Source organism: Neorhizobium sp. PAMB6630, assembly GCF_058242775.1.
This window is the reverse complement of the sequence record NZ_CM177836.1, coordinates 2828374-2849160: the sequence shown is the minus strand read 5'-3', so window position 1 is coordinate 2849160 and position 20787 is coordinate 2828374. Positions and strand designations below refer to the sequence as shown.

Sequence of the window (20787 nt, the reverse complement as noted above, 5' to 3'; positions counted from 1 at the left end):
GACATCACGGGCTGAAACGCCGATGCCAGATGTGCCGCTACCAGCCGAGCCTTATATCGCCCTTGAAAACCTGCAAAAAACCTACCGCATCGGCGGCCAGACGATCCCGATCTTTTCAGGACTTGACCTTGCCATTCCCTGCGGTGATTTCGTCGCCATCATGGGTCCCTCCGGCTCTGGAAAATCGACGCTTCTCAACATGCTCGCCGGCATAGACCGGGCCGATGGCGGCACGCTTCGTATCGGCAACAGCCGTCTCGACCAGATGGGGGAGGGCGCGCGGGCCGCCTGGCGGGCGCATCACATGGGCATCGTTTTTCAGTTCTACAATCTCCTGCCCATGCTGACGGCGGCCGAAAATGTCGAACTGCCACTGCTGTTAAAACCGCTATCGGCGCGTGAACGGCGGGCGCGGGTCGCAAAAGTGCTCGATCTCGTTGGCCTTGCCGGACGGGAAAAACAGATGCCGGGCCTGATGTCGGGCGGCCAGCAGCAGCGCGTCGGCATTGCGCGCGCTATCGTCTCGGATCCGGACCTTCTGCTGTGCGACGAGCCGACCGGCGATCTCGACCGCGCCTCCGCCGATGCGGTGCTCGACATGCTGCGCTTTCTCAACACCGAGATGAACAAGACCATCGTGATGGTGACACATGATCCGCAGGCCGCCCTTCAGGCGCGCCGTACGCTGCATCTCGACAAGGGCCAGTTTCTGGAAGAGACGAGGGCTGCCGGATGACCCTGTTTGATCTTGCCCGCCGCAATGCCTGGCGAAAACCCCTGCGCACCGTGCTGCTCATCACCTGCGTGGCCGTTGCCTTCCTGATCCATGGACTGACCGCAAGTTTTCTCGCCGGCTCACAAGGCGCGTCTGCCGCAAGCGAGGATATTCTGGGCGTGATGAGCGCCGGCGGTCGCGGCCAGTCCCTGCCGATGGCGGCAAGGGCGCGGTTGGCGGGTGATCCCGATATCGCAGCCATTGCCCCGCTCGTGCGTCTGCGCGGATTTGTCGGCACGGAAAAGAATGTCCTTGCCGTCAGTGCTGTCGATCCCGCCCTGATGATGGCGGTCAATGGCAAAAACCTTGGGCTTACGCCAGAGCTGATGGCGGCCATGGGCACGGCGCGCGATACGCTGCTTGTCGGTCGCGCCCTTGCCGATGCGCAAGGGTTTGTGGTGGGCCAGTCGGTCACCGTCAGCGCCTTTGCCATGGCGCGGCAGGATGGAGGGCGCGACTGGCGTTTTACCATTGCCGGCATTTTCGAGGGCGAAAACGCCTCCACTGACACCTATTTCAGCATTGCCCGCCTCGATTATGTCGATGCAGCCCGCGCAAAAGGCCGCGATACCGTGGATGCCTTCGTGGTGCGCCCAAAAGCCGGCACGGACGCGGCACGCCTTGCCGCCCGCATCGATCAGCAATTTCAAAACTCCGCCTCGCCCACGCGCACCCAGTCGGAAAAACAGTTTCTCGAGGCGTTCCTGCGCCAATATGCCGATGTCGGCCTCATCGTGAACCTCGTCGTCGGTGCGGCTTTCGTCACGCTGATGCTGATCGTCGTCAACACCATGGTGTTTGCCGTGCGCGAACGCCGCTTCGAGATCGGTGTGTTGAAAACGCTCGGCTTTTCGCAAAAAGCGATCCTGGCGCTGATCCTTGCCGAAACACTGTTCGTGCTGGCGCTCGGTGGCGCGGCGGGGCTTGCGCTCGCAAAACTCCTGACGATTCTGGCCGGCCCCGAGCTTGGCCTTGTGATGACGCCGCTCATCGTCTTGCGGGCGATTTTGCTCATCGCGCTGCTCGGCTTTTTGACGGGCGCGCTGCCTGCCTTCAACGCGCTGAAAACCCCCATTGTCCAAGCCTTCAGAACGAGGTGATCCCATGTCTTTCCGACAATCGCGCGTGATGATCCGCGCCGCCCTCACAAGCCTTCCCCGGCGCCTTGCGCTCTCTGCCTCCATGGCGCTTTCGGTGGCGCTGGTGGTGTCAACCCTTGCGGGCTTTCTCGCCATGGCGCGCGGGTTTGAACTGGCGCTGGCAGGCGCCGGCTCGCCGCTGGTGGCCGTGGTTCTCGGTGGCGGCACCAACCAGGAAAGCGGCTCGGCGATTCCCCCCGGCACCGTTCACGCGCTCTCGGTTCTGCCGGCCGATACCGGGCTCCTACGCGATGCCGCAGGCCATCTTCTGATGTCGCGCGAAATCGTCGTGCCGGTCGATCTGGCAGATGCTGGGGGCGGGGCGTCCCGCACGCTTGCATTGCGCGGCATGGATGCGGCCGGTGCCGTCCTCCGCGACAGCGTGACGCTGACGCAAGGGCATCTGTTTGCAGGGGGTGCGCGTGACATCGTCATCGGCGCGCGCATCGCCCGCGAATTTCACCTGCATGTCGGGGATGTGCTGCGGCTCGGGCCGGTGGATTGGACGGTTTCAGGCGAATTTGCAGCCGGCGGCAGCGCGTTTGAATCCGAACTCTGGGCGGATCTGGAGACGGTTCGCGCCACTTTCGACCGGCAGGGGGAGGTCCAGAGCGTAAAGCTGCGCCTCACCGATCCGGCAGCCCTCATCAAACTTCGGGAAAACCTTGCAAAAATGACGGAAACGCCGCTCACCGCCGTCAACGAAGCCGAACTTTATGCCGGACAATCCGGCCGCACGGCCGGCCTCATCCGCCTGTTCGGCTGGCCGCTAGCCTGCCTGATGGCCATCGGTGCCACGGCCGGTGCGCTGAATACGATGATGAGTTCGGTCTCCGACAGAACCGTGGAGATCGCAACGGTGCGCGCCCTCGGCTTCAGCCGATCTTCCGCCTTCTTCGCCACCTGGGTGGAGGCGGTGATGCTGGCCGCCACTGGCACCATTCTTGGCCTTGCCCTCTCGCGCCTTGCCTTCAACGGCTGGCAGGCCAGCACGATCGGTGCCAACAATGCCCGCATGTCGTTTGATCTTGCGGTGACGCCGGATGTGATGATGTGGGCTGGCCTGCTCGGCCTTCTCATCGGCCTTATCGGTGGCGCCTTGCCGGCACTCGCCGCAACACGCTTGCCGCTGACGGCAGCGTTGCGGGCAAGGGGCTAACGATTTTTTGGGGGGAGACGATCTGGAATGGGAGAAAATGCCAGCCGGTCAAATGCCGGAAGGCGGGGCGGGACCGGTGGTGTTCACCGGGGCCGCCGGGTTCTGGGCATAGCCGAGGGGGCCGCGCCAGTATTTGGGGCGGATCCCGTTGCGGCCTTGCAGTCTATCAGCGCTGGCGTGCCTTGCGGTTGGCGTAGCGGCGGTCGCGTTCTGCCTTGCGAGCGGCTTCGTCTTCGATGACGCGGCTGACGCGGTTCTTGTTGGCGGCGTCGCGGGCATCGGCTTCAGCGGTTTCGGCAGCAGCAATGGCGGCCGCGCGCTCGGCCTCTTCCGCTTCGATGCGGTTCTTTTCCTCAAGCTTGACCTGCTCGCGTTCGGCGCGGCGCGCATCGCGGGCCTCGGCAATGGCAAGGCGCTCGGCCTGCTTGGCTTCCCGGTTCGGTTCCGCGGCCTGCATGGCAGCACGGTAGGCTGCAAGCTGGGCGGCCTTTGCCTCGGCGGCAGTGCCGCGACGCTCGGAAATCTCGTTGTTTCGAATATTTTTCAAATCTCTGTCCCGTTTGAAGATAGTGTAGCGATGAAGTCAGGGTTTCTTAGCGCGTTTTGATGACGGGCTTGCAGGCTTCAGGCTTTCCTGAAGATCCCGCTGAAGGCGCGCTTCCCGCAGCCGCGCCGTCTTGTCGTCGCGGGCTTTTGTGATGGAGTCCAGTTCTTCCACCGCATGCGCATTGGCAAAAAACTGCGTCTGCGTGGCACCGAAGGCCTTTTCGGCCTGCTGGCGGGATTTGCTGTAAGTCTCTGTCATGATGTTCCCTTCCCGGGAAGGGCCGGCGCATGCACGCGGGCCGTGAGCATCCAGGAGAACGGCCGGGCTATGCGGCCGCGGCAATAAAAAAGGCCAGGCAATTTTTGCCTGACCTCGCTTGGTACACGTGCTTTCGACAGTGCCAGTACATCCGTGGTCAAGGGAAAGCAGATACCGAATTAAGCAGCCTGAAGATTGCAGGCCGACATCTTGCCCGACTTCGAGTCGCGCTCGAGGTCGTAGGAAACCTTCTGGCCTTCGACGATTTCGCGCATTCCGGCGCGTTCGACGGCCGAGATGTGAACGAAGGCGTCAGCGCCGCCGTTGTCAGGCTGAATGAAGCCGAAGCCCTTGGTGGAATTGAACCATTTTACGGTGCCAGTGGTCATGATGAACCCTTTCTTAGCAATACGTGAGGAACCACGAAGCAGATGCCTCGCGGATGGTGATAACGATTGTTTTGAAAGGAAAGGTTCGTTCAGGGCGCGGTGCTAATCGCGCGGTAACCAAAGCTCAGCAAGCAAAATATCGATGACCCATACCTAAGGGCTGGCGGCTTCCTTGTCAATTTTTATTTTCGCGACTTCGGAAATGCCGCTCCCGAGACCGGGCCGATCCGCATGCAGAAGGATAACGATATCAGGCCTTTATCAGCGCAGTGTCGGCCTTTCGGGAAAGGGTGCGCCGGCCATTGGTGCGCGGTGGACATCAACGGCAAGGCCAAGGGACCGGGCCTTTTCCGGGGTAAGCCTCGCCAGGCTTTCCTCGGGCTTAGCGCCTGTTGCGTCCTGCGCGGCAAACGAGATCGCTTCTGCGGGCAGGCGCAGGCGGGCAAGGTATTGGCGCACGCGGCCTATGCCGCGTTCGCTCAGCACCCTGCGCCCGTCCATCTCCAGGCGATAGGAGGCGTGAAAGACAATGAGCGAGTCGGCCGACATGATGCGGGGGCTACCGGCAAGCCAGATGAGTGCGCAGGCGGAGGCGCAAAGCGATGAGGGCGCGACGCTGGTGGCAAACCGCCTGGCGGCTATCTGCGTGCCGATGGCAAGCGCCGGTTCCAGTTCGCCGCCGGGGCTTGTCAGCCGCACCGTGGCGCCGGGATAGTGTCGGGCGACGGCCGAAAACCGCTGCGCGTCACCGGCAACGATCTGGCCGCTGACCGTGATCAGGCCGAAGCCTGGGGTGATCTCGATGCCGGTGATCTCTGCCGCAAATGCCTGTAGGGGCATCACAAGGCAGGCGGCAGTTGTGAGGGCGCTTGTGAGCGCCCGAAGCTTTCGCAAGAAAGAAGAGGAGGGCGGAGCGGTGCGATCGCGCATGGTCGCATCGGGCACGTCAGGCGTGGCGCCGGCTGGCAAAATGCATGCGGATATGCGGCCCATAAGCGTCTCCGGCGGCCCGCAACGCTTTTCTCAAAAGGCCGTCTTTCATCCAGCATCCCGGAGTTGAGGGCTTTTTCGTGACATGCATCCCATGGCAAGTGCTGCAGCAGGGACACCCGGTGGCGCGTGCGGCGCCACCGGGCGAAAACATTATTCGGCGGTCAGTAGCTCGGTGCAGTAGCTCGGGCCGTTGGCGCCGGGCCGGTCTGCGGTGACGGTGATCGACTGGATGCGGTAGTCCTGATCGGTGACGATCTGCGCGCTGCAGTTGACGCGCATCGAGCGGCCGTCTTTCGTCTTGATGCGCTGGAAGCCGCCGCGCCAGTTATAGGTGGTCTGCGAACCGGAGGTGACATCGCTATAAGGCGGCGCAAACCGCGCAAAAAACACGCCGGCCGACTGGCCTTTCCATCGTGCCTCGATCGGCGAGGGCGGCGAAGCCGTCGTGGCGCAACCGGACAGCACGCCGGCAAGTGCGGCAGCAGCAATCAAGCGGTAGTTCATCTCTGGTAAACCCTTCTCATCTCTCGTGAAACGGCATTCTCGCAAGCCGTCTTCAAACGCAATTCGGCTTGGCGGAGCACGCGCCGTGGCGCACGGACAAGGCCCATGTGCCTGAAGAGGCGCACTAGCAGATTTGCGGGGGTATCCGCGAGAGGGCGCTGCGTGCGCCATGAAAATAAACCGCTGCTTTTACTTTTTTGTCACGTGGTGCCGCATTAATGTCGCGCAATGGCACGCTCGAGCCAGGCCGTTTCACAGTGAGGCAATGTCCTGTGGAGGCTGTGCCATAACGGCTGAATTGCTGCTGACCAGTTATTGCGTCGTGGAACCTTTGCGGTTATATTTCATTCCTGTGACGGTGTCGTGTGGAGGCGTGCCGTCGCGGAGGAGGAAAGATGATGATGATGAAACTTTACCACTCGCCCTATGTTCTGTCGCTCAACATCTCGATGCTGATGTGGGCGGTCATTCTATGGTCGGTGTACCGTCTGGTCTTCTGACCGCCGGTTTTCTATTGATGCTTATGTTCCCGTGGTGCAGGTTGTATCAACATATTCAAGCGATACACAGGCATCACGGTTACGTAATTTAAGAATTACATAAACATCTGTTTTTCGTTGTCAACAAGTTCTTCTGCCGCTCCTGTTTTTTCTTGCCGAGCGCCGTTGCTTATTTCAGGCTTCCGGAGATACTGGTTGCAATCATCTAGGGTTGCGACGCGGAGCTGGAAAAACAACGCATGTACGAAAAACTCCGTCCATCCATCAGTTTCCCGTCCGTGCCTCGCATGGCGGACAAAGTGCTGCTGGCGCCACTGGCAGAAGGGTCGAGGGAGACAGGGTTTTGAGGCGGGGGCGCAGCGAGCGCACGACATTGATGGATGTGGCAGCGCGTGCCGGCGTCAGTGCCATCACCGTGTCGCGGGTGCTGCGGGAGCCGGAAAAGGTCTCTCCCAATCTTCGCCAGCGCGTTCTCGATCTCATCGACGACATGGGTTATGTGCCCGATCAGGCAGCGCGAGCGCTGGCCAGCCGTCACAATTCCACCTTCGGTGTCCTGGTGCCCTCGCTCACCAACCGCGCCTTCCTCAGCTTCATGCAAGGGGTGGAGGAGCGGGTGCGCGACAGCACATTCCGCATCCAATATGCCAATACGCACAATTCCGTGGAGGAGGAAAAGCGCCAGGTTCGGCTGCTGATGTCGCAGAACACGGCGGGCATCGTGCTCGGTGGCCTTGAAGGGCTGGACGAGATCAGCGACCTGATCCGTCGCGCCAATTGCACGGTCATCCAGGTGGTCGATGTCGGCATCGAGACGGCGGGGGCAGCCATTGCGGTCGATCATGCGGCCGCCGCCGAGGCTGCCACCCGCCATCTGCTGGCTTGCGGTTATCGAACCATCGCCCTTCTCGGCGGCACACCCGACGAACGCGGACGCCGGCGCACGGAGGGGTATGCGCGCGTGCTGCAGGAAGCCGGGCTTTACGATCCCGATCTCATCCACCACGAAAATGCCACCACCACCACCCAGATGGGCTGCCGCCTGCTGCGCCGGGCCTTGAAGGTTCGCCCCGGCATCGATGCGGCCTTCTGCCAGAACGACGATCTGGCGCTTGGCGTGCTGTTTGAGGCGCAGCGGCTGGGAAAATCCGTGCCGGACGAATTTGGCATCTGCGGTTATAACGACCTCGATTTCGCAGCCGTGATGAACCCGCCGCTCACCACCGTGCGCACGCCCCTCTTCGAAATGGGCTACCGCGCCGGCGACCTCCTGATCCGCAGCGCCGAGGGCAACGCCATCGAACGCCAGACCATCAAGCTCGGTTTCGAACTGATCGAACGCCGCACCACGCGCAAGCGGGAGGGGTGATTTTGGACGAAGCCGGACTGGCACATCGCCGGCACGCGCAGGATCCAAAATAATGGACTGGGCCGCACCTGCCATCCATGTGTGCGCGCGGCCTTGGGGTTAGGCGTACTGCTTCACATCGATCTCAGGATCGAAGTCGACCCGTTTCGCCCTGCCGTCCGGCATCTTCAAGACAAGCTCGACGCCGCCTCCAATGGAATGCATGTAGCGGATGACCGAGGACAGCAGGACATCGTCAGCGCTCTCGATCTTCGAGACGGTGTTCTGTGTCATCGCGGCGCCCGTGGCAACGTCCTGCTGTGTGGCGTTCATCGCCTTGCGCACTTCGGCCAGAGCCTTGCCCAGGCGGCGCGTTTCCCGCTTTTCGTCGAGGCGTGAACGAACGTCTTGCGGGAGTTCGGCGCGCAGCGTCTTCCAGTCATTGTCCATGTTCTCTATCCTTCAGCCACGAACTGAAACGTGGATCAGCCTTGCTGATCAGCTGCTTGTAAAAGAGCGTCTGGTTCTTGCCCTGTTTGTCGCCGCCGCACAGGATAATCGCAGCCTGGTCGGGGTCGAAGGCAAAGGCGAAACGCCACACCTGCTTTGCGAATGTCACCCGGATTTCCTTCATATTGGCGTGCGCGGAACCCGAAAGTGTATCCACCTCAGGCCGTCTGAGGAACGGGCCATCATCTTCAAGGTGATCCAGCACCTTCCATTCCGGGACGAAATCGGAATGGAACTTCACGACATAGGACATCATCTTCCTCAAGAAATATATCCTAAAAGATATAAAGTCAAGATGACAGGTGCAGGATCACCTGCGCACTCATAGGGGGAGTTCTCACAATGTCACGTTATCGTAACCCTCGCCACCTCATTGCAGACCATTCCAACCTCGCACCCCATCCCCCAAAAAGTGCGTAGCAAAAAGCCGGCCGAGGCATCGCCCCGGCCGGCTCATCTTTTCAAGTCCCAAAAGCCTATTCGATTTCGCCAAGAAGATCGGCGGCGCGGGCGGCGCTGATGCGGCGCAGGTCAACCTCGTCGCGGCGGGCGGCAAAGGTCTCGCTGGCCATCAGCTCGTCGGCAAGGTCTGCCGGAAGCGACATCAGCACGCGCTGGCCTTCGCGGTGAATGCCGCCAAGGTCGGTGCGCTTGGCCGTCACCATGCCGCCGGCCACCGTGTTGTTGGTATCGGGGTCGATGATGATGAAGGCACCGGTTCCGCGGTTCTGTTCGTAGGGGTCGAACACGGCCACTTCGTCAAAGGTCAGATGCACCTTGCCGATCGCGTTCATCGACAGCGTTTCGTGATGCGGCTTCCACTTGCCGGACGAAAGCTCCAGCTGAGAGGTGGGTGTGATCGTCACGCGCTGGCGCCGCGCGCCGCTTTTCAGCCAGTAGCGCTTGGCAGGCTCGATGCCGCCCGGCTGCAGCGCCACCAGATGCGCATCGAAGTTGAGGCCGGTCATCGGTTGGCCGTCCATGGAGACGATCATATCGCCGCGCGACACGTCCACCTGCCGATCGAGCACGAGCGTGATGGCGTCGCCCGCCACGGCTGCGTTACGCACGAGGTCGAAGGTGACAATCTGCTTGACGTTGGCGACCATGCCAGACGGCAGGATGGTGACGCTGTCGCCGGGCTTGATCGAGCCGCCGGCAACCGTGCCCTGATACCCGCGAAAGCTTTCGCCGGGGCGCGAGACACGCTGTACCGGCAGGCGGAAACCGCCGGCCTGGGCGGAGCGGGTGGTGGCAAGCTCCAGCGTTTCGACAAGGCTCGGGCCTTCGTACCACGGCATGGCGGCGCGTCCGTCATAAACGACGTTTTCGCCCTTCAGCGCCGACATCGGGATGGCAGTGACCTGACGCACGCCAAGAGACAGCGCCAGCTCCTTGAAATCATGGCTGATCTTTTCAAAGATCGCCTTGTCGTAGGAGACGAGGTCGATCTTGTTGACGGCAAGCACGAACTGCTTGATGCCCATCAGCGAGGCGATGGTGGCATGGCGGCGTGTCTGTTCGAGAAGGCCGGCACGGGCATCGACGAGCAGGATGGCAAGATCCGCCGTCGAGGCGCCGGTTGCCATATTGCGGGTATATTGCTCATGGCCGGGTGTGTCGGCCACGATAAAGGAACGCCGGTCGGTGGCGAAATAACGATAGGCGACATCGATGGTGATGCCCTGTTCGCGCTCGGCCTGGAGCCCGTCCAGCAGCAGGGCGAAATCGGGCAGGCCAAGATCGTTCTGGCTGCCGCTGTCACGACGCAACGTCGCGGCCTGATCTTCCTTCACCGCCTTCGTGTCCCACAGAAGGCGGCCGATCAGCGTCGACTTGCCGTCATCCACGGAGCCGCAGGTGATGAGGCGCAGCGGACGGCTGTCGCGCACGGCCTTTACCGGTTCGGCAAACGGAACGACATTGCTGGCCACCGTCTGGGCCGTCTTGGTGTTCTGAGCGGTCATCAGAAATATCCTTCGCGCTTCTTCTTTTCCATCGAGCCGGACTGGTCGCGGTCGATGGCGCGGCCCTGGCGTTCGGAGACGGTTGCGATTTCGAGTTCGGCGATCACCTCGTCCAGCGTTGTTGCCGTCGAGCGGATGGCGCCGGTCAAGGGGAAGCAGCCGAGTGTGCGGAAGCGGATCATGCCCTGCTGCACGGTTTCGCCGGGCAGGAGTTCAAGGCGCGGATCTTCGGCCAGAATCATCATGCCGTCGCGTTCCACGTAAGGGCGTTCCGCTGCGTAATAGAGCGGCACCAGCGGAATGTTTTCCGCCTGGATGTAGCGCCAGATGTCCACTTCCGTCCAGTTGGAGAGGGGGAAGGCGCGCACGCTTTCGCCCTTGCGGATCATGCCGTTATAGATGTTCCACAGTTCCGGGCGCTGGTTGCGCGGGTCCCAGCGATGTTCGGGCGTGCGGAAGGAATAGATGCGTTCCTTGGCGCGGCTTGCCTCCTCGTCACGGCGCGCGCCACCGAATGCTGCATCATATCCGCCGGCATCCAGCGCCTGGCGCAGCGCTTCCGTCTTCATGATGTCGGTGTAAAGTGCCGAACCATGGCTGAACGGGGTCACGCCTTCGCTTTTTCCGCGCGGATTTGTGTAGGTGACGAGGTCGAGATCGTATTTTTCCGCCATCAGGTCGCGAAACGCGATCATCTCGGCAAATTTCCAGCCGGTATCGATATGCAAAAGCGGGAAAGGAACACGCCCCGGAAAGAACGCCTTTCGCGCCAGATGCAGCAGCACGGAAGAATCCTTGCCGATGGAATAGAGCATCACCGGCTTGTCGAATTCGGCGGCCACTTCGCGAAAAATGTGGATCGCTTCGTTTTCCAGCGCCTTCAGATGCGGATCGAGCGGCGGCTTGGAAACCTGGTCCTTGGAATGCGGATCGTATTCGGAGGTGTGGATATGCATCTTGTCTTTCCTGGGGTTTTTCGCCCTGTGTCTTTTTCTGATGTGCCGCTCTCTGCCATCCCGCCTCTCACCGCGTTTGGGAAACATGGTCCCGGCGGGGAGAGGAGGAGGCCTTAAGAGGGTCGGCAATCATTCAGTTCTGGGTGGGGATGATGGAGGAGGCGGACGGTTCGGGCACATGCAGGCCGCATTCACGTTTTTCGTCGTTTTCCCACCACCATCGGCCGGCGCGTTCGTTTTCGCCGGGCTTGATGGCGCGCGTACAGGGCTCGCAGCCGATGGAGGGATACCCACGGGCGTGCAGCGGGTTCACCGGAACATCCATGGCCTCGACATGGGCGTTGATCGCCTCGAGCGACCAGTCGGCGAGCGGGTTGATCTTGAGGAGGCCGCGCTCGGCGTCATACTCGGCAAAGGGCGTGGTGGCGCGGTTGCCGGACTGGCCGCGACGAAGGCCGGTGATCCAGATGTCGGCGCCAGCCAAAGCCTCGGCGAGAGGCTTCAGCTTGCGCACATGACAGCAGGCGTGGCGGGCTTCCACGCTGTCGTAAAACCCGTTGAGGCCGTATTGCGCGGCAAAACCTTCGATATCGGCAGGTTTGGGATAAAAGCGCCTGATGGTGATGCCGTAGCGCTCCTCGGTCTCGCCGATCAGCGCCACCGTCTCGGCAAACAGCCGGCCGGTTTCCAGCGTCGAAACCTCGATCGGCAGCTGGTGCGTGCCAATCTCGGCGGTGATCACCTGATCCTCGATGCCGAGCGAGGTGGTAAACACCGCCCGCCCAAGGCCTGCTGCCAGCGACAGCCGGCCGGCAAGAGGAAGCGCTGCGAGTTCAGCGTCGAGCGAGGCGATGTCCTGAAGTGTCTGATGCAAGGTCATGAAGCAAAATCCGCTGTGTTGCCAAGGGTTATGCCATGACCGGGCTGCGGGAGACAGAAACAGGGATTTGAAGCGCGCGCGCGTAAGAGCAAATATCTCTAGAAAACGCCGCTTCCCGAGAAAACTTGGCGCCTGCCGGCAAAAACCTGCGCGCGGCTGCCATTGAGGGGGCTGATCCGTTTGTATTTCCGGTGGATTTGGGGTAGTGCGGGGACGCGGCCTGAACGCGCCCGGGGCACCCGCTCCGGCTTGCGTGTGGCGGGCCGTGCGCATGCCTCTCCACGCCCTGTCGACCGCCATTCCCGACGATCCTGTTGCCGGGGTTTCCAGAGGTCAACTCGCATTCGATCTCGCTGATGGAACCTTGATGATTTCGCAGAAAGCCAAATATGCCCTGCGGGCGCTGACCGCTCTGGCGCAAGCCGACACCGAGCGTCCGCTGATGATCTCGGAAATCGCCACGCAGCAGGCCATTCCGAAGAAATTTCTCGAGCAGATCCTTCTGGAACTGAAGCGGAACGGCATCGTGGAAAGCCGACGCGGCAAGCAGGGCGGTTATCTGCTGCTGAAGCCGGCGCAGGACATCACCTTTGGCGAAATCCTGCGGCTGATCGATGGCCCCATCGCGCCGCTGCCCTGCCTGTCACAGACGGCCTATCGCCGCTGCGAGGATTGCGATGGCGAACACCTCTGCGAAATCCGCCATGTCTTTGCCCGCGTCGCCGATGCCAGCCGCGACGTGCTGTTTTCCACCACCATCGCCGATGCTGTCGGCGGTGTCGAAGACGCGCGGGCCCTGGAGCTTGCCATCGCCTGAACCGGCATCCACCTGAAAAACCGGCTTGAGGCAAGGATCCGGCGCAGAATTTCTGTCGCCATCCACCCGTTTTGCGCGCTCGTCATGGATGAAGTTTGCGCGTCTGATGCTTCCCACCACCAGTGTTTTGCGCCACATTGCCGTCTCGCATCCCATTCTTTGTTGTCGATTTGCGGCGCAGGGAAACAGTTTTGCCTTCTGCGTCAGCCCGATTGACCAACTCTACCTGTTCAGTAGACATTAACGTGGCATTCCGATGGAGGGACCGTCATGAAGAGACTGAAGAATGGGTTGGGCGCCATTGCGCTTGGAATTTCGCTCAGTGTCGGCCTCGTGGCCCCGGCTTTTGCCGATACGACGCTGCTCAACGTCTCCTACGATCCGACCCGCGAGTTCTACAAGGAGTTCAACGCGGCCTTTTCCAAGCACTACAAGGCAGAGACCGGCGAAACCGTCACCATCCAGCAATCGCATGGCGGTTCCGGCAAGCAGGCCCGCTCGGTCATCGACGGTCTGGAAGCCGATGTGGTGACGCTGGCGCTCGAAAGCGACATCAACGCCATCGTCGACAATGGCGGCAAGATCAAGCCGGACTGGCGCGGACGTCTTGCCAACAATTCCTCTCCCTATACCTCCACCATCGTGTTCCTGGTGCGCAAGGGCAACCCGAAGGGCATCCACAACTGGGGCGACCTCGTGAAGGGCGATATCCAGATCGTGACGCCGAACCCGAAGACCTCGGGCGGTGCGCGGTGGAATTATCTTGCCGCCTGGGCCTGGGCCAATGAAGAGTTCAAGGGCGATCAGGTGAAGATCAAGGCCTATATCGCCGATCTCTACAAGCGCGCGCCTGTCCTCGACAGCGGTGCCCGAGGTTCCACCGTCACCTTTGCACAGCGCGGTATCGGCGATGTGCTGCTGGCCTGGGAAAACGAGGCTTATCTGGCCGGCCAGGAATTCGGCGAAGACTCATTTGATATCATCGTGCCGCCGATCTCGATCCTTGCCGAGCCGCCGGTTGCCGTGGTCGACGCCAATGTCGATGCCAAGGGCAGCCGCAAGGTAGCCGAGGCCTATCTGCAATATCTCTATTCGGATGAAGGCCAGAACCTTGCCGCCAAGCACTTCTATCGCCCGGCAAAACCCGAGGTGGTGGCGCCTGAGCTTTTGAAGAAACTGCCTGACGTGAAGCTCGTCACCATCGACGATCCGATCTTCGGCGGCTGGAAAAAGGCCCAGCCCGAGCATTTCGGCGATGGCGGCATTTTTGACCAGATCTACAAGCCGGGCCGCTAAGCTCACTTTATATATATAGGGGAACCGGAGGAAATCCGTTCGCATGACAAAAACAGCCACCTCGCGGTGGCGATGGAAACAGCCGAGCATCATCCCGGGTTTCGGGCTGACGCTCGGCTTTTCGCTCGCCTACCTGTCGCTGATCATTCTCATCCCGCTCACGGGCCTTGTCTGGCGCACGGCGTCGCTCGGTTGGGGGCAATTCTTTTCCATCCTGTTCGATGAGCGCACGCTTGCCGCTCTTTATATATCGTTCGGGACCGCGCTGATTGCTGCCGTGGTCAATGCCGTGTTCGGCGTTTTGATCTGCTGGATCCTGGTGCGCTATGATTTTCCCGGCCGCCGGCTGATCGATGCCATGGTGGACCTGCCGTTTGCGCTGCCGACGGCCGTTGCCGGCATCGCGCTTGCCTCGCTTTATGCGCCAAAAGGCTGGATCGGCGCGTTCTTCACACCGTTTGATATTCGCATTGCGTTTACCCCCATCGGCATCGTCGTCGCGCTCATCTTCATCGGCCTGCCCTTCGTGGTGCGCACGGTGCAGCCTGTGATGGAGGAGATCGACCGAGAGGTGGAGGAGGCGGCGGCAACGCTCGGTGCCAACCGTTTCCAGACCATTTTCAAGGTTCTGCTGCCGGGGCTCGCTCCGGCTGTGCTCACCGGCTTTGCGCTGGCCTTCGCCCGCGGCGTCGGCGAATACGGTTCGGTGGTCTTCATCGCCGGCAATATTCCTTACGTCTCGGAAATCGCACCGCTCCTCATCGTCATCCGGCTGGAGGAGTTCAATTACGCCGGCGCCACCGCGGTTGCCACCATCATGCTCGCCATCTCCTTTGCCATGCTGCTGGTCATCAACCTCATCCAGGCCTGGAGCCGCAGGAGGTATGGTTATGTGTGACGTTTTTCGAGTTTCCTTGAAGAAGAACCCCTCCCAACCCTCCCCACAAGGGGGAGGGCTTAACCCAGCCGCACCCTTTGATGCAGGAACGCAGCGCTTGCCACGTCGGTTCTCCCCCCTCGTGGGGGGTCCAAAGGACGGGGCGAGACCCGTGGCTCGACCCCGGTCGCCCGGCAGGGCAGGGAGGGTCTTGTCTCATGTCTAAGTCCGCCCGCACCACACATTTCCGCAACCCCGCCGATGAAAGCCCGCTGGTCAAGCTGCTGCTGATCCTGATCGGCCTCGTTTTCCTCGGTTTCTTCCTGTTCCTGCCGCTGGTCGGCGTTTTCGTTGAAGCGTTCCGCAAGGGTACGGAAGCTTATGTCGAGGCGCTGGTGGAGCCGGATGCGGTGTCTGCCATCAAGCTGACGCTGCTGGTCGCCGTCATTGCCGTGCCGCTCAACCTCGTTTTCGGCGTGGCCGCCGCCTGGGCGATTGCCAAGTTCGAATTCAAGGGCAAGGCTTTCCTCACCACGCTGATCGACCTGCCGTTTTCCATCTCGCCGGTCATTTCCGGCCTCGTCTACGTGCTGTTGTTCGGCAGCCAGAGCGTGCTTGGGCCGTGGTTGAAAAGCTACGGCATCGAGATCCTGTTTGCTGTCCCCGGCATCGTGCTTGCCACCGTCTTCGTCACCTTCCCCTTCGTTGCGCGCGAACTGATCCCGCTGATGCAGGATCAGGGCACGGGTGACGAGGAGGCGGCCCTGTCGCTTGGGGCGTCCGGCTGGCAGACCTTCTGGTTCGTGACGCTGCCGAATATCAAATGGGGTCTGCTGTACGGCGTGCTTCTCTGCAATGCCCGCGCCATGGGTGAATTCGGCGCCGTCTCGGTCGTCTCCGGCCATGTGCGGGGGCTTACCAACACCATGCCGCTGCATGTGGAAATCCTCTACAACGAGTATAATTTCGTCGCAGCCTTTGCCGTGGCCTCGCTGCTGGCGGCCCTTGCCCTCGTCACGCTTGCTCTCAAAACACTTCTGGAACTGCGGTTCGGCGCCGGTGGCGCTGGCGGCCGCCGGCATTGAAAGGCGCAACTTCCCATGGACGTCACCATCAACCACATCCGCAAGGAATTCGCCCGCTTTCCGGCCTTGAACGATGTCTCGCTCGATATCCGCTCGGGCGAGCTGATCGCGCTGCTCGGCCCCTCCGGTTCCGGCAAAACGACGCTTCTGCGCCTCATCGCCGGTCTCGACCAGCCGACGGAAGGGAAGATCCTGTTCGGCACGGAGGATGCCTCGCACCGCACGGTGCAGGAGCGCAATGTCGGCTTCGTGTTCCAGAGTTATGCGCTGTTTCGCCATATGACGGTCGCCGAAAACATCGCCTTTGGCCTGAAAGTGCGCCCCAGCGCCACGCGTCCGCCCAAGGCCGAGATCCGCAAACGTGTCGCCGATCTGCTCGAGATGGTGCAACTGACGGGGCTCGACAAACGGTATCCGAACCAGCTGTCCGGCGGCCAGCGCCAGCGCGTGGCGCTTGCCCGTGCCATGGCGATCGAACCTCGTATCCTGCTCCTCGACGAGCCGTTTGGCGCGCTCGACGCCAAGGTGCGCAAGGAACTGCGCCGCTGGCTGCGCGAGTTTCATGATCGCACCGGCCACACCACCGTTTTCGTGACCCACGATCAGGAAGAGGCGCTGGAGCTTGCCGACCGCGTCGTCGTCATGAGCCAGGGCAAAATTGAACAGGTGGGCACCGCCGACGATGTTTATGACCGGCCGGGTTCGCCCTTCGTTTTTTCCTTCATCGGCTCCTCCTCGGAACTGCCGGTGACGCTTGCGGGTGATGGCGTCCGTTTCAACGGCCGCCCGATCGGGATCGGCACGGCGGGAGAGGGGCCAGCAGACGGCAAGGCCCGCCTGTTCTTCCGCCCGCAGGATGTGGTGCTGATGGACGCAGCCGATGCGCTGTCGGGCAAGGTCACCGCCTGTCGTCGCCTTGCCGGCACCCGCATTGCCGAAATCGACATTTCCAACGGTGAGGCCAAGGGCGGCAAGCCGCATCACGTCGAAATCGAGGTGCCGCTCGATGCACCCGTGACGCTCGGGGCTGACCTCTCCTTCCGTCCAACCCGCTGGCGGCTGTTTTTCGAGGGCTGACCGAGGGCCGTTGATCCCGGGCATGGCAATTCGGGATCGACGCACGGCGTTGCAGAGGGTTTTTGCGCGTGCATTGCAGTATAAGATGTTTTGCATCCGGACGCATCAGATATTGACTGCCCGGTCCGATGTCTTATGCCTAATGCGCCTGACAACATTCTGCGCGCGATTGTCCAGCTGCAGCATTGTTTTCCGGAAACACTTGGGGGAATGACCGACAATCAGTGACGCCGTATCTGGACCACGCCCGGGACCGGTTTTCACGCATTCGAAACCTTGGCGCTTACGTCTTGGTTTACGTCTGCGTGCCATAAGCTTGAGACCATGCAGGACTTTTATGTGCCACTGCCGGACTTTTAAGCTTTGACGGGCCAGACATGGATATGCTTTCGACAGATCCTCAGACGATGATGCGAGTTGGCGACGACCTGACCGACCGGCAGATGCCCATGCCGGTGCGACGGCACTTTGGTGCGCGGGGGGAAGCGGACGGGGGACCCCGCAGCATGACCGCCCGGCTGCTGGCCTTTGCCGCGCTGCTGCTCAGCGTGCGGCCGGGCCGCCCCACCTTCGGTTTTGCCTGTCTTCTCGTCTTTACAGCCTGTGCGCTGGCGGATGTTTTTCTGGAGGAGGGGGTGCTTGCCCTGCCTCTGTGGCTCGGCATTCCCATGCCGGAGGGGACCGGTTCGACGCTGTCGCTGACGCTGGTGGCCGGCGCATGGGCGGGGCGGCGCATCCTGCGCCCGGCCCCGCAGGTCCGGTGCCGCCCGGCGTCCGAGGATCTTGCCCGCGCTGCCGAGATTGTCGCGCGCCATCCCAATGCCAGCGCAGGCCTCGTGCGGCTGGGCGACAAACATGTGCTGTTTTGCGAAGACCGCGAGGCTTTCATCATGTATGCCCGCCACAACCGCTCCTGGGTGGCGCTGTTCGACCCGGTTGGTCCACGTGAAAAATGGCCGGGGCTGGTGATGAAATTCATGGATGCGGCCCGCGCCGATGGCTGCCGCCCGGTGTTCTACCAGGTCTCGCCGGAATTTTTGCCGGCAGCCGTCGATGCGCGGCTGAAACCCTACAAGCTTGGCGAACAGGCGGCGGTGGACCTGACGCGCTTCGACCTGAAGGGCGGCGCCTGGCTAAAATTGCGCCGCTCGATCAACCGCGCCGAGCGCGACGGCCTGGAATTTTCCCTGCTGCAGCCCTGCGATGTGCCGGCCGTGCTGGACGAGCTTTTTTCGGTCTCGCGGCAATGGCTTGCCGCCCACAATGCCGGCGAAAAGGGCTTTTCGCTCGGCACCTTCCAGCCGGCCTATGTGGCGGCAAGTCCGGTGGCCGTCGTGCGCATCGAAGGCCGCATCGTGGCATTTGCCAATATCCTGACGGCTGATAACGGCCGGGAAGCCTTCATCGACCTGATGCGCCATGTGCCCGGCACGCATCGCGGCCTGATGGATCTTTTGTTCGTGCGCACGATGGAGAGCCTGAAAAGCGCAGGCTTTACGACGATGAACCTCGGCATGGCGCCTCTTGCCGGCCTCAGCGACCACCACGCAGCACCGCTCTGGAACCACATCGGCCGCCGGATCTTCTGCCACGGCGAACGGTTCTACAATTTCCAGGGCGTCCTGTCGTTCAAGTCGAAGTTCGATCCCGCCTGGCAACCGCGTTATCTTGCCGTCGGCGCAGGCGTACCCATCGGCTCGCTCTACGATGTCACCATGCTGATCGGCGGCGGGCTGAGGAACATGCTGCGCCGGTAAGAGGTAACGGAATCGAAAGCGGCCAGCCCATGCTTGCCGCAGGGACTGGCCGTTTTTTCGAGGCAAAAATCCCTGTCACACCAGAAAGATCGAGATGATCGGGAAGGCCGTGAGGAGGATGATGCGCAAGAGGTCGGCGGTGACGAAGGGCACGATGCCCCGGTAGGTATCGCGCACCGGCACCTCTCGCGACATCGCGGAGATGATGAAGAGATTGAGTCCGACAGGTGGTGTGATCATGCCGATCTCGGCCACCATCAGCACGAGAATGCCGAACCAGATGGCAAAGTGCTCCGGTGAAAGCCCGAAATCCATCGCCGTCACGATCGGGAAAAAGATCGGGATGGTGAGCACGATCATCGACAGCGAATCCATGATGCAGCCGAAGATGATGTAGAGCGCGAGGATGATGATGAGCACCGTCATCGGCGCAAACCCTTGCGCGGTTACCCATTCGGCGCCCATCTGCGGCAGGCGCGAGAAGGCAAGGAACGAGTTGAACACGGAGGCGCCGAGCACGATGAAGAAGATCATGCCGGTAGAAACAGCGGTTTCCTTGAAGCAGGCGAGAAGCGATGCGCGATCCAGCCCGCCATTTTTCCAGGCAACGAGGCCTGCACCGGCTGCCCCGACAGCGGCTGCCTGTGTTGGCGTGAACCAGCCGAGATAGATGCCGCCGACGACAAGGAAGAAGATTGTCGCGACCGGCCAGACGGCCAGGAGCGCCGGCACCCGCTCGGCCCAGGGCACGCGCGGCGCCTGTCCGGCGCTTTCAGGTTTCACCCGCACATAGATGGCGATGACGATGAGATAGGAGATCGCCGCGATGATGCCGGGCACGAAGGCGGCGAGAAACAGCTTTGCGATGTTCTGTTCGGCAAGGATCGCATAGATCACGAGCACGACGGAGGGCGGGATGAGGATGCCGAGCGTGCCGCCGGCAGCAAGGGCTGCGGTGGAGAGGCCACCGGCATAACCGTGGCGGCGCAGTTCCGGCAAAGCGACCTGCGCCATCGTGGCAGCGGTTGCCAGTGACGAGCCGCAGATGGAGCCGAAGCCGGCGCTGGCACCCACCGCTGCCATGGCAACACCGCCCTTGCGGTGGCCGACGAAGGCGGCGGCGGCATTAAACAGCGCCTGGCTCATGCCGCCGCGTGCGGCAAACTGGCCCATCAGCAGGAACAGCGGAATGATCGACAGGGAATAGTTGGCGTTCGTTGTCCAGGCGATGGATTTCAGCTGCGACAGGATCGGCACCCATTTGCCAAGCACCAGATAGGTGCCGACAATGCCCGTGCCGAGCATGGCGGCGGCAATCGGCACGCGCAAAAAAATCAACAGGATAAGGACTGGAAACGACCAGAGCCCGATTTCAATACTGCTCATCAATGGGCTCCCATGGAGGCGACAATGGCTTGGCCGCGGCGGATATCGCGCAGGTCCGCCAGAATGACGAAAAGACAAATCAACACGTTGACGACAAGCAGGACCATGGCAGCGGCAAAGCCCCACCAGACCGGCAGCAGCAAAAGCGGCGTGGTTTCGCCATTGCCGAACTTGTCCATGAGGCCAACGCCGTGGCGCCAGGTGAGCAGGCCAAAGAGCACGGCGATGATGATGTCGCCAATCAGCTGCGTGACGTTCATCGCCTTCGGCCCGAAGGCGGCGATCAGGATATCGACGCCGACATGGCCGCGCCGCAACTGGCAGAACGGCAAAAAGGCGAAAACGGCAAGGCCGCACAGTGCTTCCACAAGCTCGATTTCGCCGGGGATCGGCCGGATCGTCAGCGAGCCCAGAATGGAAAGGCCGGTCAGTGTACAGGCGGCGACGAGGCAGAGCCCGCCGAAGCCGACGAAAACGCCGGCCAAAAGATTTGCCGCGCGCTCCAGCCCATCGAACGCAGTCGGTTTTTCGGTTGCCATCAGAGACATCCTTGATTCTGAAAAAGAC

General features: G+C 61.7%; 22 protein-coding genes. 10 read left to right on the top strand and 12 right to left on the bottom strand.

All coding sequences use genetic code 11. The features are described 5' to 3' along the window. The first annotated feature begins 22 nt into the window (after nucleotides 1–22). The 3 genes from AC4CWF_RS13725 to AC4CWF_RS13715 are packed head-to-tail and all read left to right on the top strand — an operon-like array spanning nucleotide 23 to nucleotide 3073. The gene (locus AC4CWF_RS13725) at nucleotides 23–736 is read left to right on the top strand and encodes an ABC transporter ATP-binding protein (protein WP_491285400.1); all 714 of its coding nucleotides are present in this window, start codon (nucleotides 23–25) and stop codon (nucleotides 734–736) included. After that, nucleotides 733–1875 (top strand): ABC transporter permease, encoded by a 1143-nt coding sequence (locus tag AC4CWF_RS13720; RefSeq protein WP_491282205.1) that lies wholly within the window; start codon nucleotides 733–735, stop codon nucleotides 1873–1875. Before AC4CWF_RS13725 ends, AC4CWF_RS13720 begins: the two co-directional genes overlap by 4 nt. A 4-nt stretch (nucleotides 1876–1879) precedes the next feature. Beyond that, a complete protein-coding gene (locus AC4CWF_RS13715) occupies nucleotides 1880–3073 on the top strand; it encodes an ABC transporter permease (RefSeq protein ID WP_491282204.1) in 1194 nt (397 codons plus the stop codon). A 166-nt stretch (nucleotides 3074–3239) separates the two neighbouring features. Here the strand turns inward: AC4CWF_RS13715 and AC4CWF_RS13710 are convergent, their stop codons facing one another. From AC4CWF_RS13710 to AC4CWF_RS13690, 5 genes are all read right to left on the bottom strand, one after another. Then, complete coding sequence (locus AC4CWF_RS13710; protein ID WP_491282203.1) at nucleotides 3240–3620, bottom strand: DUF6481 family protein; 381 nt, start codon at nucleotides 3618–3620, stop codon at nucleotides 3240–3242. A gap of 36 nt (nucleotides 3621–3656) precedes the next feature. Next, nucleotides 3657–3878: a hypothetical protein gene (locus AC4CWF_RS13705; protein ID WP_491282202.1), complete on the bottom strand. Its 222-nt coding sequence runs from the start codon at nucleotides 3876–3878 to the stop codon at nucleotides 3657–3659. A gap of 179 nt (nucleotides 3879–4057) precedes the next feature. After that, entirely contained in the window at nucleotides 4058–4267 is a 210-nt protein-coding gene (locus AC4CWF_RS13700; protein WP_491282201.1) for a cold-shock protein, read from the bottom strand. Between the two features lie 261 nt (nucleotides 4268–4528). Then, nucleotides 4529–5260, bottom strand: coding sequence for a COG3904 family protein (locus tag AC4CWF_RS13695; RefSeq protein ID WP_491282200.1), 732 nt, complete (start codon nucleotides 5258–5260; stop codon nucleotides 4529–4531). Nucleotides 5261–5410: 150 nt separating this feature from the next. Next, nucleotides 5411–5764: a hypothetical protein gene (locus AC4CWF_RS13690; RefSeq protein ID WP_491282199.1), complete on the bottom strand. Its 354-nt coding sequence runs from the start codon at nucleotides 5762–5764 to the stop codon at nucleotides 5411–5413. A gap of 843 nt (nucleotides 5765–6607) precedes the next feature. On the opposite strand from AC4CWF_RS13690, the gene AC4CWF_RS13685 reads away from it, so the two are divergent. Continuing rightward, nucleotides 6608–7633 (top strand): LacI family DNA-binding transcriptional regulator, encoded by a 1026-nt coding sequence (locus tag AC4CWF_RS13685; RefSeq protein ID WP_491282198.1) that lies wholly within the window; start codon nucleotides 6608–6610, stop codon nucleotides 7631–7633. Between the two features lie 99 nt (nucleotides 7634–7732). On the opposite strand, the gene AC4CWF_RS13680 is transcribed toward AC4CWF_RS13685, so the two are convergent. The 5 genes from AC4CWF_RS13680 to AC4CWF_RS13660 form a co-directional block, all read right to left on the bottom strand. Further along, a complete protein-coding gene (locus AC4CWF_RS13680; protein WP_491282197.1) occupies nucleotides 7733–8062 on the bottom strand; it encodes a helix-turn-helix domain-containing protein in 330 nt (109 codons plus the stop codon). Next, a complete protein-coding gene (locus tag AC4CWF_RS13675) occupies nucleotides 8052–8378 on the bottom strand; it encodes a type II toxin-antitoxin system RelE/ParE family toxin (protein ID WP_491285399.1) in 327 nt (108 codons plus the stop codon). Before AC4CWF_RS13675 ends, AC4CWF_RS13680 begins: the two co-directional genes overlap by 11 nt. A gap of 220 nt (nucleotides 8379–8598) precedes the next feature. Continuing rightward, complete coding sequence (gene cysN / locus AC4CWF_RS13670) at nucleotides 8599–10089, bottom strand: sulfate adenylyltransferase subunit CysN (RefSeq protein ID WP_491282196.1); 1491 nt, start codon at nucleotides 10087–10089, stop codon at nucleotides 8599–8601. Further along, nucleotides 10089–11045: a sulfate adenylyltransferase subunit CysD gene (gene cysD / locus AC4CWF_RS13665; RefSeq protein WP_491282195.1), complete on the bottom strand. Its 957-nt coding sequence runs from the start codon at nucleotides 11043–11045 to the stop codon at nucleotides 10089–10091. The genes cysN and cysD overlap by 1 nt, the downstream gene beginning before the upstream one ends. A gap of 133 nt (nucleotides 11046–11178) precedes the next feature. Next, nucleotides 11179–11925 (bottom strand): phosphoadenylyl-sulfate reductase, encoded by a 747-nt coding sequence (locus tag AC4CWF_RS13660; RefSeq protein WP_491282194.1) that lies wholly within the window; start codon nucleotides 11923–11925, stop codon nucleotides 11179–11181. 367 nt (nucleotides 11926–12292) lie between these two features. On the opposite strand from AC4CWF_RS13660, the gene AC4CWF_RS13655 reads away from it, so the two are divergent. The 6 genes from AC4CWF_RS13655 to AC4CWF_RS13630 all read left to right on the top strand — a co-directional run bounded on the left by AC4CWF_RS13655 (nucleotide 12293) and on the right by AC4CWF_RS13630 (nucleotide 18834). Beyond that, nucleotides 12293–12742: an RrF2 family transcriptional regulator gene (locus AC4CWF_RS13655; RefSeq protein WP_491282193.1), complete on the top strand. Its 450-nt coding sequence runs from the start codon at nucleotides 12293–12295 to the stop codon at nucleotides 12740–12742. Nucleotides 12743–13012: 270 nt separating this feature from the next. Continuing rightward, nucleotides 13013–14038, top strand: a complete 1026-nt coding sequence (locus AC4CWF_RS13650) for a sulfate ABC transporter substrate-binding protein (RefSeq protein ID WP_491282192.1) — start codon at nucleotides 13013–13015, stop codon at nucleotides 14036–14038. A 43-nt stretch (nucleotides 14039–14081) separates the two neighbouring features. Continuing rightward, the gene (gene cysT, locus AC4CWF_RS13645; RefSeq protein ID WP_491282191.1) at nucleotides 14082–14936 is read left to right on the top strand and encodes a sulfate ABC transporter permease subunit CysT; all 855 of its coding nucleotides are present in this window, start codon (nucleotides 14082–14084) and stop codon (nucleotides 14934–14936) included. Nucleotides 14937–15133: 197 nt separating this feature from the next. After that, nucleotides 15134–16000: a sulfate ABC transporter permease subunit CysW gene (gene cysW / locus AC4CWF_RS13640; protein ID WP_491282190.1), complete on the top strand. Its 867-nt coding sequence runs from the start codon at nucleotides 15134–15136 to the stop codon at nucleotides 15998–16000. Nucleotides 16001–16015: 15 nt separating this feature from the next. Continuing rightward, the gene (locus AC4CWF_RS13635) at nucleotides 16016–17077 is read left to right on the top strand and encodes a sulfate/molybdate ABC transporter ATP-binding protein (RefSeq protein WP_491282189.1); all 1062 of its coding nucleotides are present in this window, start codon (nucleotides 16016–16018) and stop codon (nucleotides 17075–17077) included. 506 nt (nucleotides 17078–17583) lie between these two features. Next, on the top strand, nucleotides 17584–18834 hold the full coding sequence (locus AC4CWF_RS13630; RefSeq protein WP_491282188.1) for a phosphatidylglycerol lysyltransferase domain-containing protein: 1251 nt from the start codon (nucleotides 17584–17586) through the stop codon (nucleotides 18832–18834). Nucleotides 18835–18909: 75 nt separating this feature from the next. Here AC4CWF_RS13630 and AC4CWF_RS13625 read toward each other — a convergent pair whose 3' ends face one another. Together AC4CWF_RS13625 and AC4CWF_RS13620 are read right to left on the bottom strand one after the other, a co-directional pair. Next, a complete protein-coding gene (locus AC4CWF_RS13625) occupies nucleotides 18910–20220 on the bottom strand; it encodes a TRAP transporter large permease (protein WP_491282187.1) in 1311 nt (436 codons plus the stop codon). Continuing rightward, a complete protein-coding gene (locus AC4CWF_RS13620) occupies nucleotides 20220–20759 on the bottom strand; it encodes a TRAP transporter small permease (RefSeq protein WP_491282186.1) in 540 nt (179 codons plus the stop codon). Before AC4CWF_RS13620 ends, AC4CWF_RS13625 begins: the two co-directional genes overlap by 1 nt. Between the last annotated feature and the right edge of the window lie 28 nt (nucleotides 20760–20787).

What these genes read in the sequence shown, in the direction of transcription:
- AC4CWF_RS13725 (WP_491285400.1), top strand. Translation starts at nt 23, where the DNA reads ATGCCAGATGTGCCGCTACCAGCCGAGCCTTATATCGCCCTTGAAAAC.
- AC4CWF_RS13720 (WP_491282205.1), top strand. Translation starts at nt 733, where the DNA reads ATGACCCTGTTTGATCTTGCCCGCCGCAATGCCTGGCGAAAACCCCTG.
- AC4CWF_RS13715 (WP_491282204.1), top strand. Translation starts at nt 1,880, where the DNA reads ATGTCTTTCCGACAATCGCGCGTGATGATCCGCGCCGCCCTCACAAGC.
- AC4CWF_RS13705 (WP_491282202.1), bottom strand. Translation starts at nt 3,878, where the DNA reads ATGACAGAGACTTACAGCAAATCCCGCCAGCAGGCCGAAAAGGCCTTC.
- AC4CWF_RS13700 (WP_491282201.1), bottom strand. Translation starts at nt 4,267, where the DNA reads ATGACCACTGGCACCGTAAAATGGTTCAATTCCACCAAGGGCTTCGGC.
- AC4CWF_RS13695 (WP_491282200.1), bottom strand. Translation starts at nt 5,260, where the DNA reads ATGGGCCGCATATCCGCATGCATTTTGCCAGCCGGCGCCACGCCTGAC.
- AC4CWF_RS13690 (WP_491282199.1), bottom strand. Translation starts at nt 5,764, where the DNA reads ATGAACTACCGCTTGATTGCTGCTGCCGCACTTGCCGGCGTGCTGTCC.
- AC4CWF_RS13680 (WP_491282197.1), bottom strand. Translation starts at nt 8,062, where the DNA reads ATGGACAATGACTGGAAGACGCTGCGCGCCGAACTCCCGCAAGACGTT.
- AC4CWF_RS13675 (WP_491285399.1), bottom strand. Translation starts at nt 8,378, where the DNA reads ATGATGTCCTATGTCGTGAAGTTCCATTCCGATTTCGTCCCGGAATGG.
- cysN (WP_491282196.1), bottom strand. Translation starts at nt 10,089, where the DNA reads ATGACCGCTCAGAACACCAAGACGGCCCAGACGGTGGCCAGCAATGTC.
- cysD (WP_491282195.1), bottom strand. Translation starts at nt 11,045, where the DNA reads ATGCATATCCACACCTCCGAATACGATCCGCATTCCAAGGACCAGGTT.
- AC4CWF_RS13660 (WP_491282194.1), bottom strand. Translation starts at nt 11,925, where the DNA reads ATGACCTTGCATCAGACACTTCAGGACATCGCCTCGCTCGACGCTGAA.
- AC4CWF_RS13655 (WP_491282193.1), top strand. Translation starts at nt 12,293, where the DNA reads ATGATTTCGCAGAAAGCCAAATATGCCCTGCGGGCGCTGACCGCTCTG.
- AC4CWF_RS13650 (WP_491282192.1), top strand. Translation starts at nt 13,013, where the DNA reads ATGAAGAGACTGAAGAATGGGTTGGGCGCCATTGCGCTTGGAATTTCG.
- cysT (WP_491282191.1), top strand. Translation starts at nt 14,082, where the DNA reads ATGACAAAAACAGCCACCTCGCGGTGGCGATGGAAACAGCCGAGCATC.
- cysW (WP_491282190.1), top strand. Translation starts at nt 15,134, where the DNA reads ATGTCTAAGTCCGCCCGCACCACACATTTCCGCAACCCCGCCGATGAA.
- AC4CWF_RS13635 (WP_491282189.1), top strand. Translation starts at nt 16,016, where the DNA reads ATGGACGTCACCATCAACCACATCCGCAAGGAATTCGCCCGCTTTCCG.
- AC4CWF_RS13630 (WP_491282188.1), top strand. Translation starts at nt 17,584, where the DNA reads ATGACCGCCCGGCTGCTGGCCTTTGCCGCGCTGCTGCTCAGCGTGCGG.
- AC4CWF_RS13625 (WP_491282187.1), bottom strand. Translation starts at nt 20,220, where the DNA reads ATGAGCAGTATTGAAATCGGGCTCTGGTCGTTTCCAGTCCTTATCCTG.
- AC4CWF_RS13620 (WP_491282186.1), bottom strand. Translation starts at nt 20,759, where the DNA reads ATGGCAACCGAAAAACCGACTGCGTTCGATGGGCTGGAGCGCGCGGCA.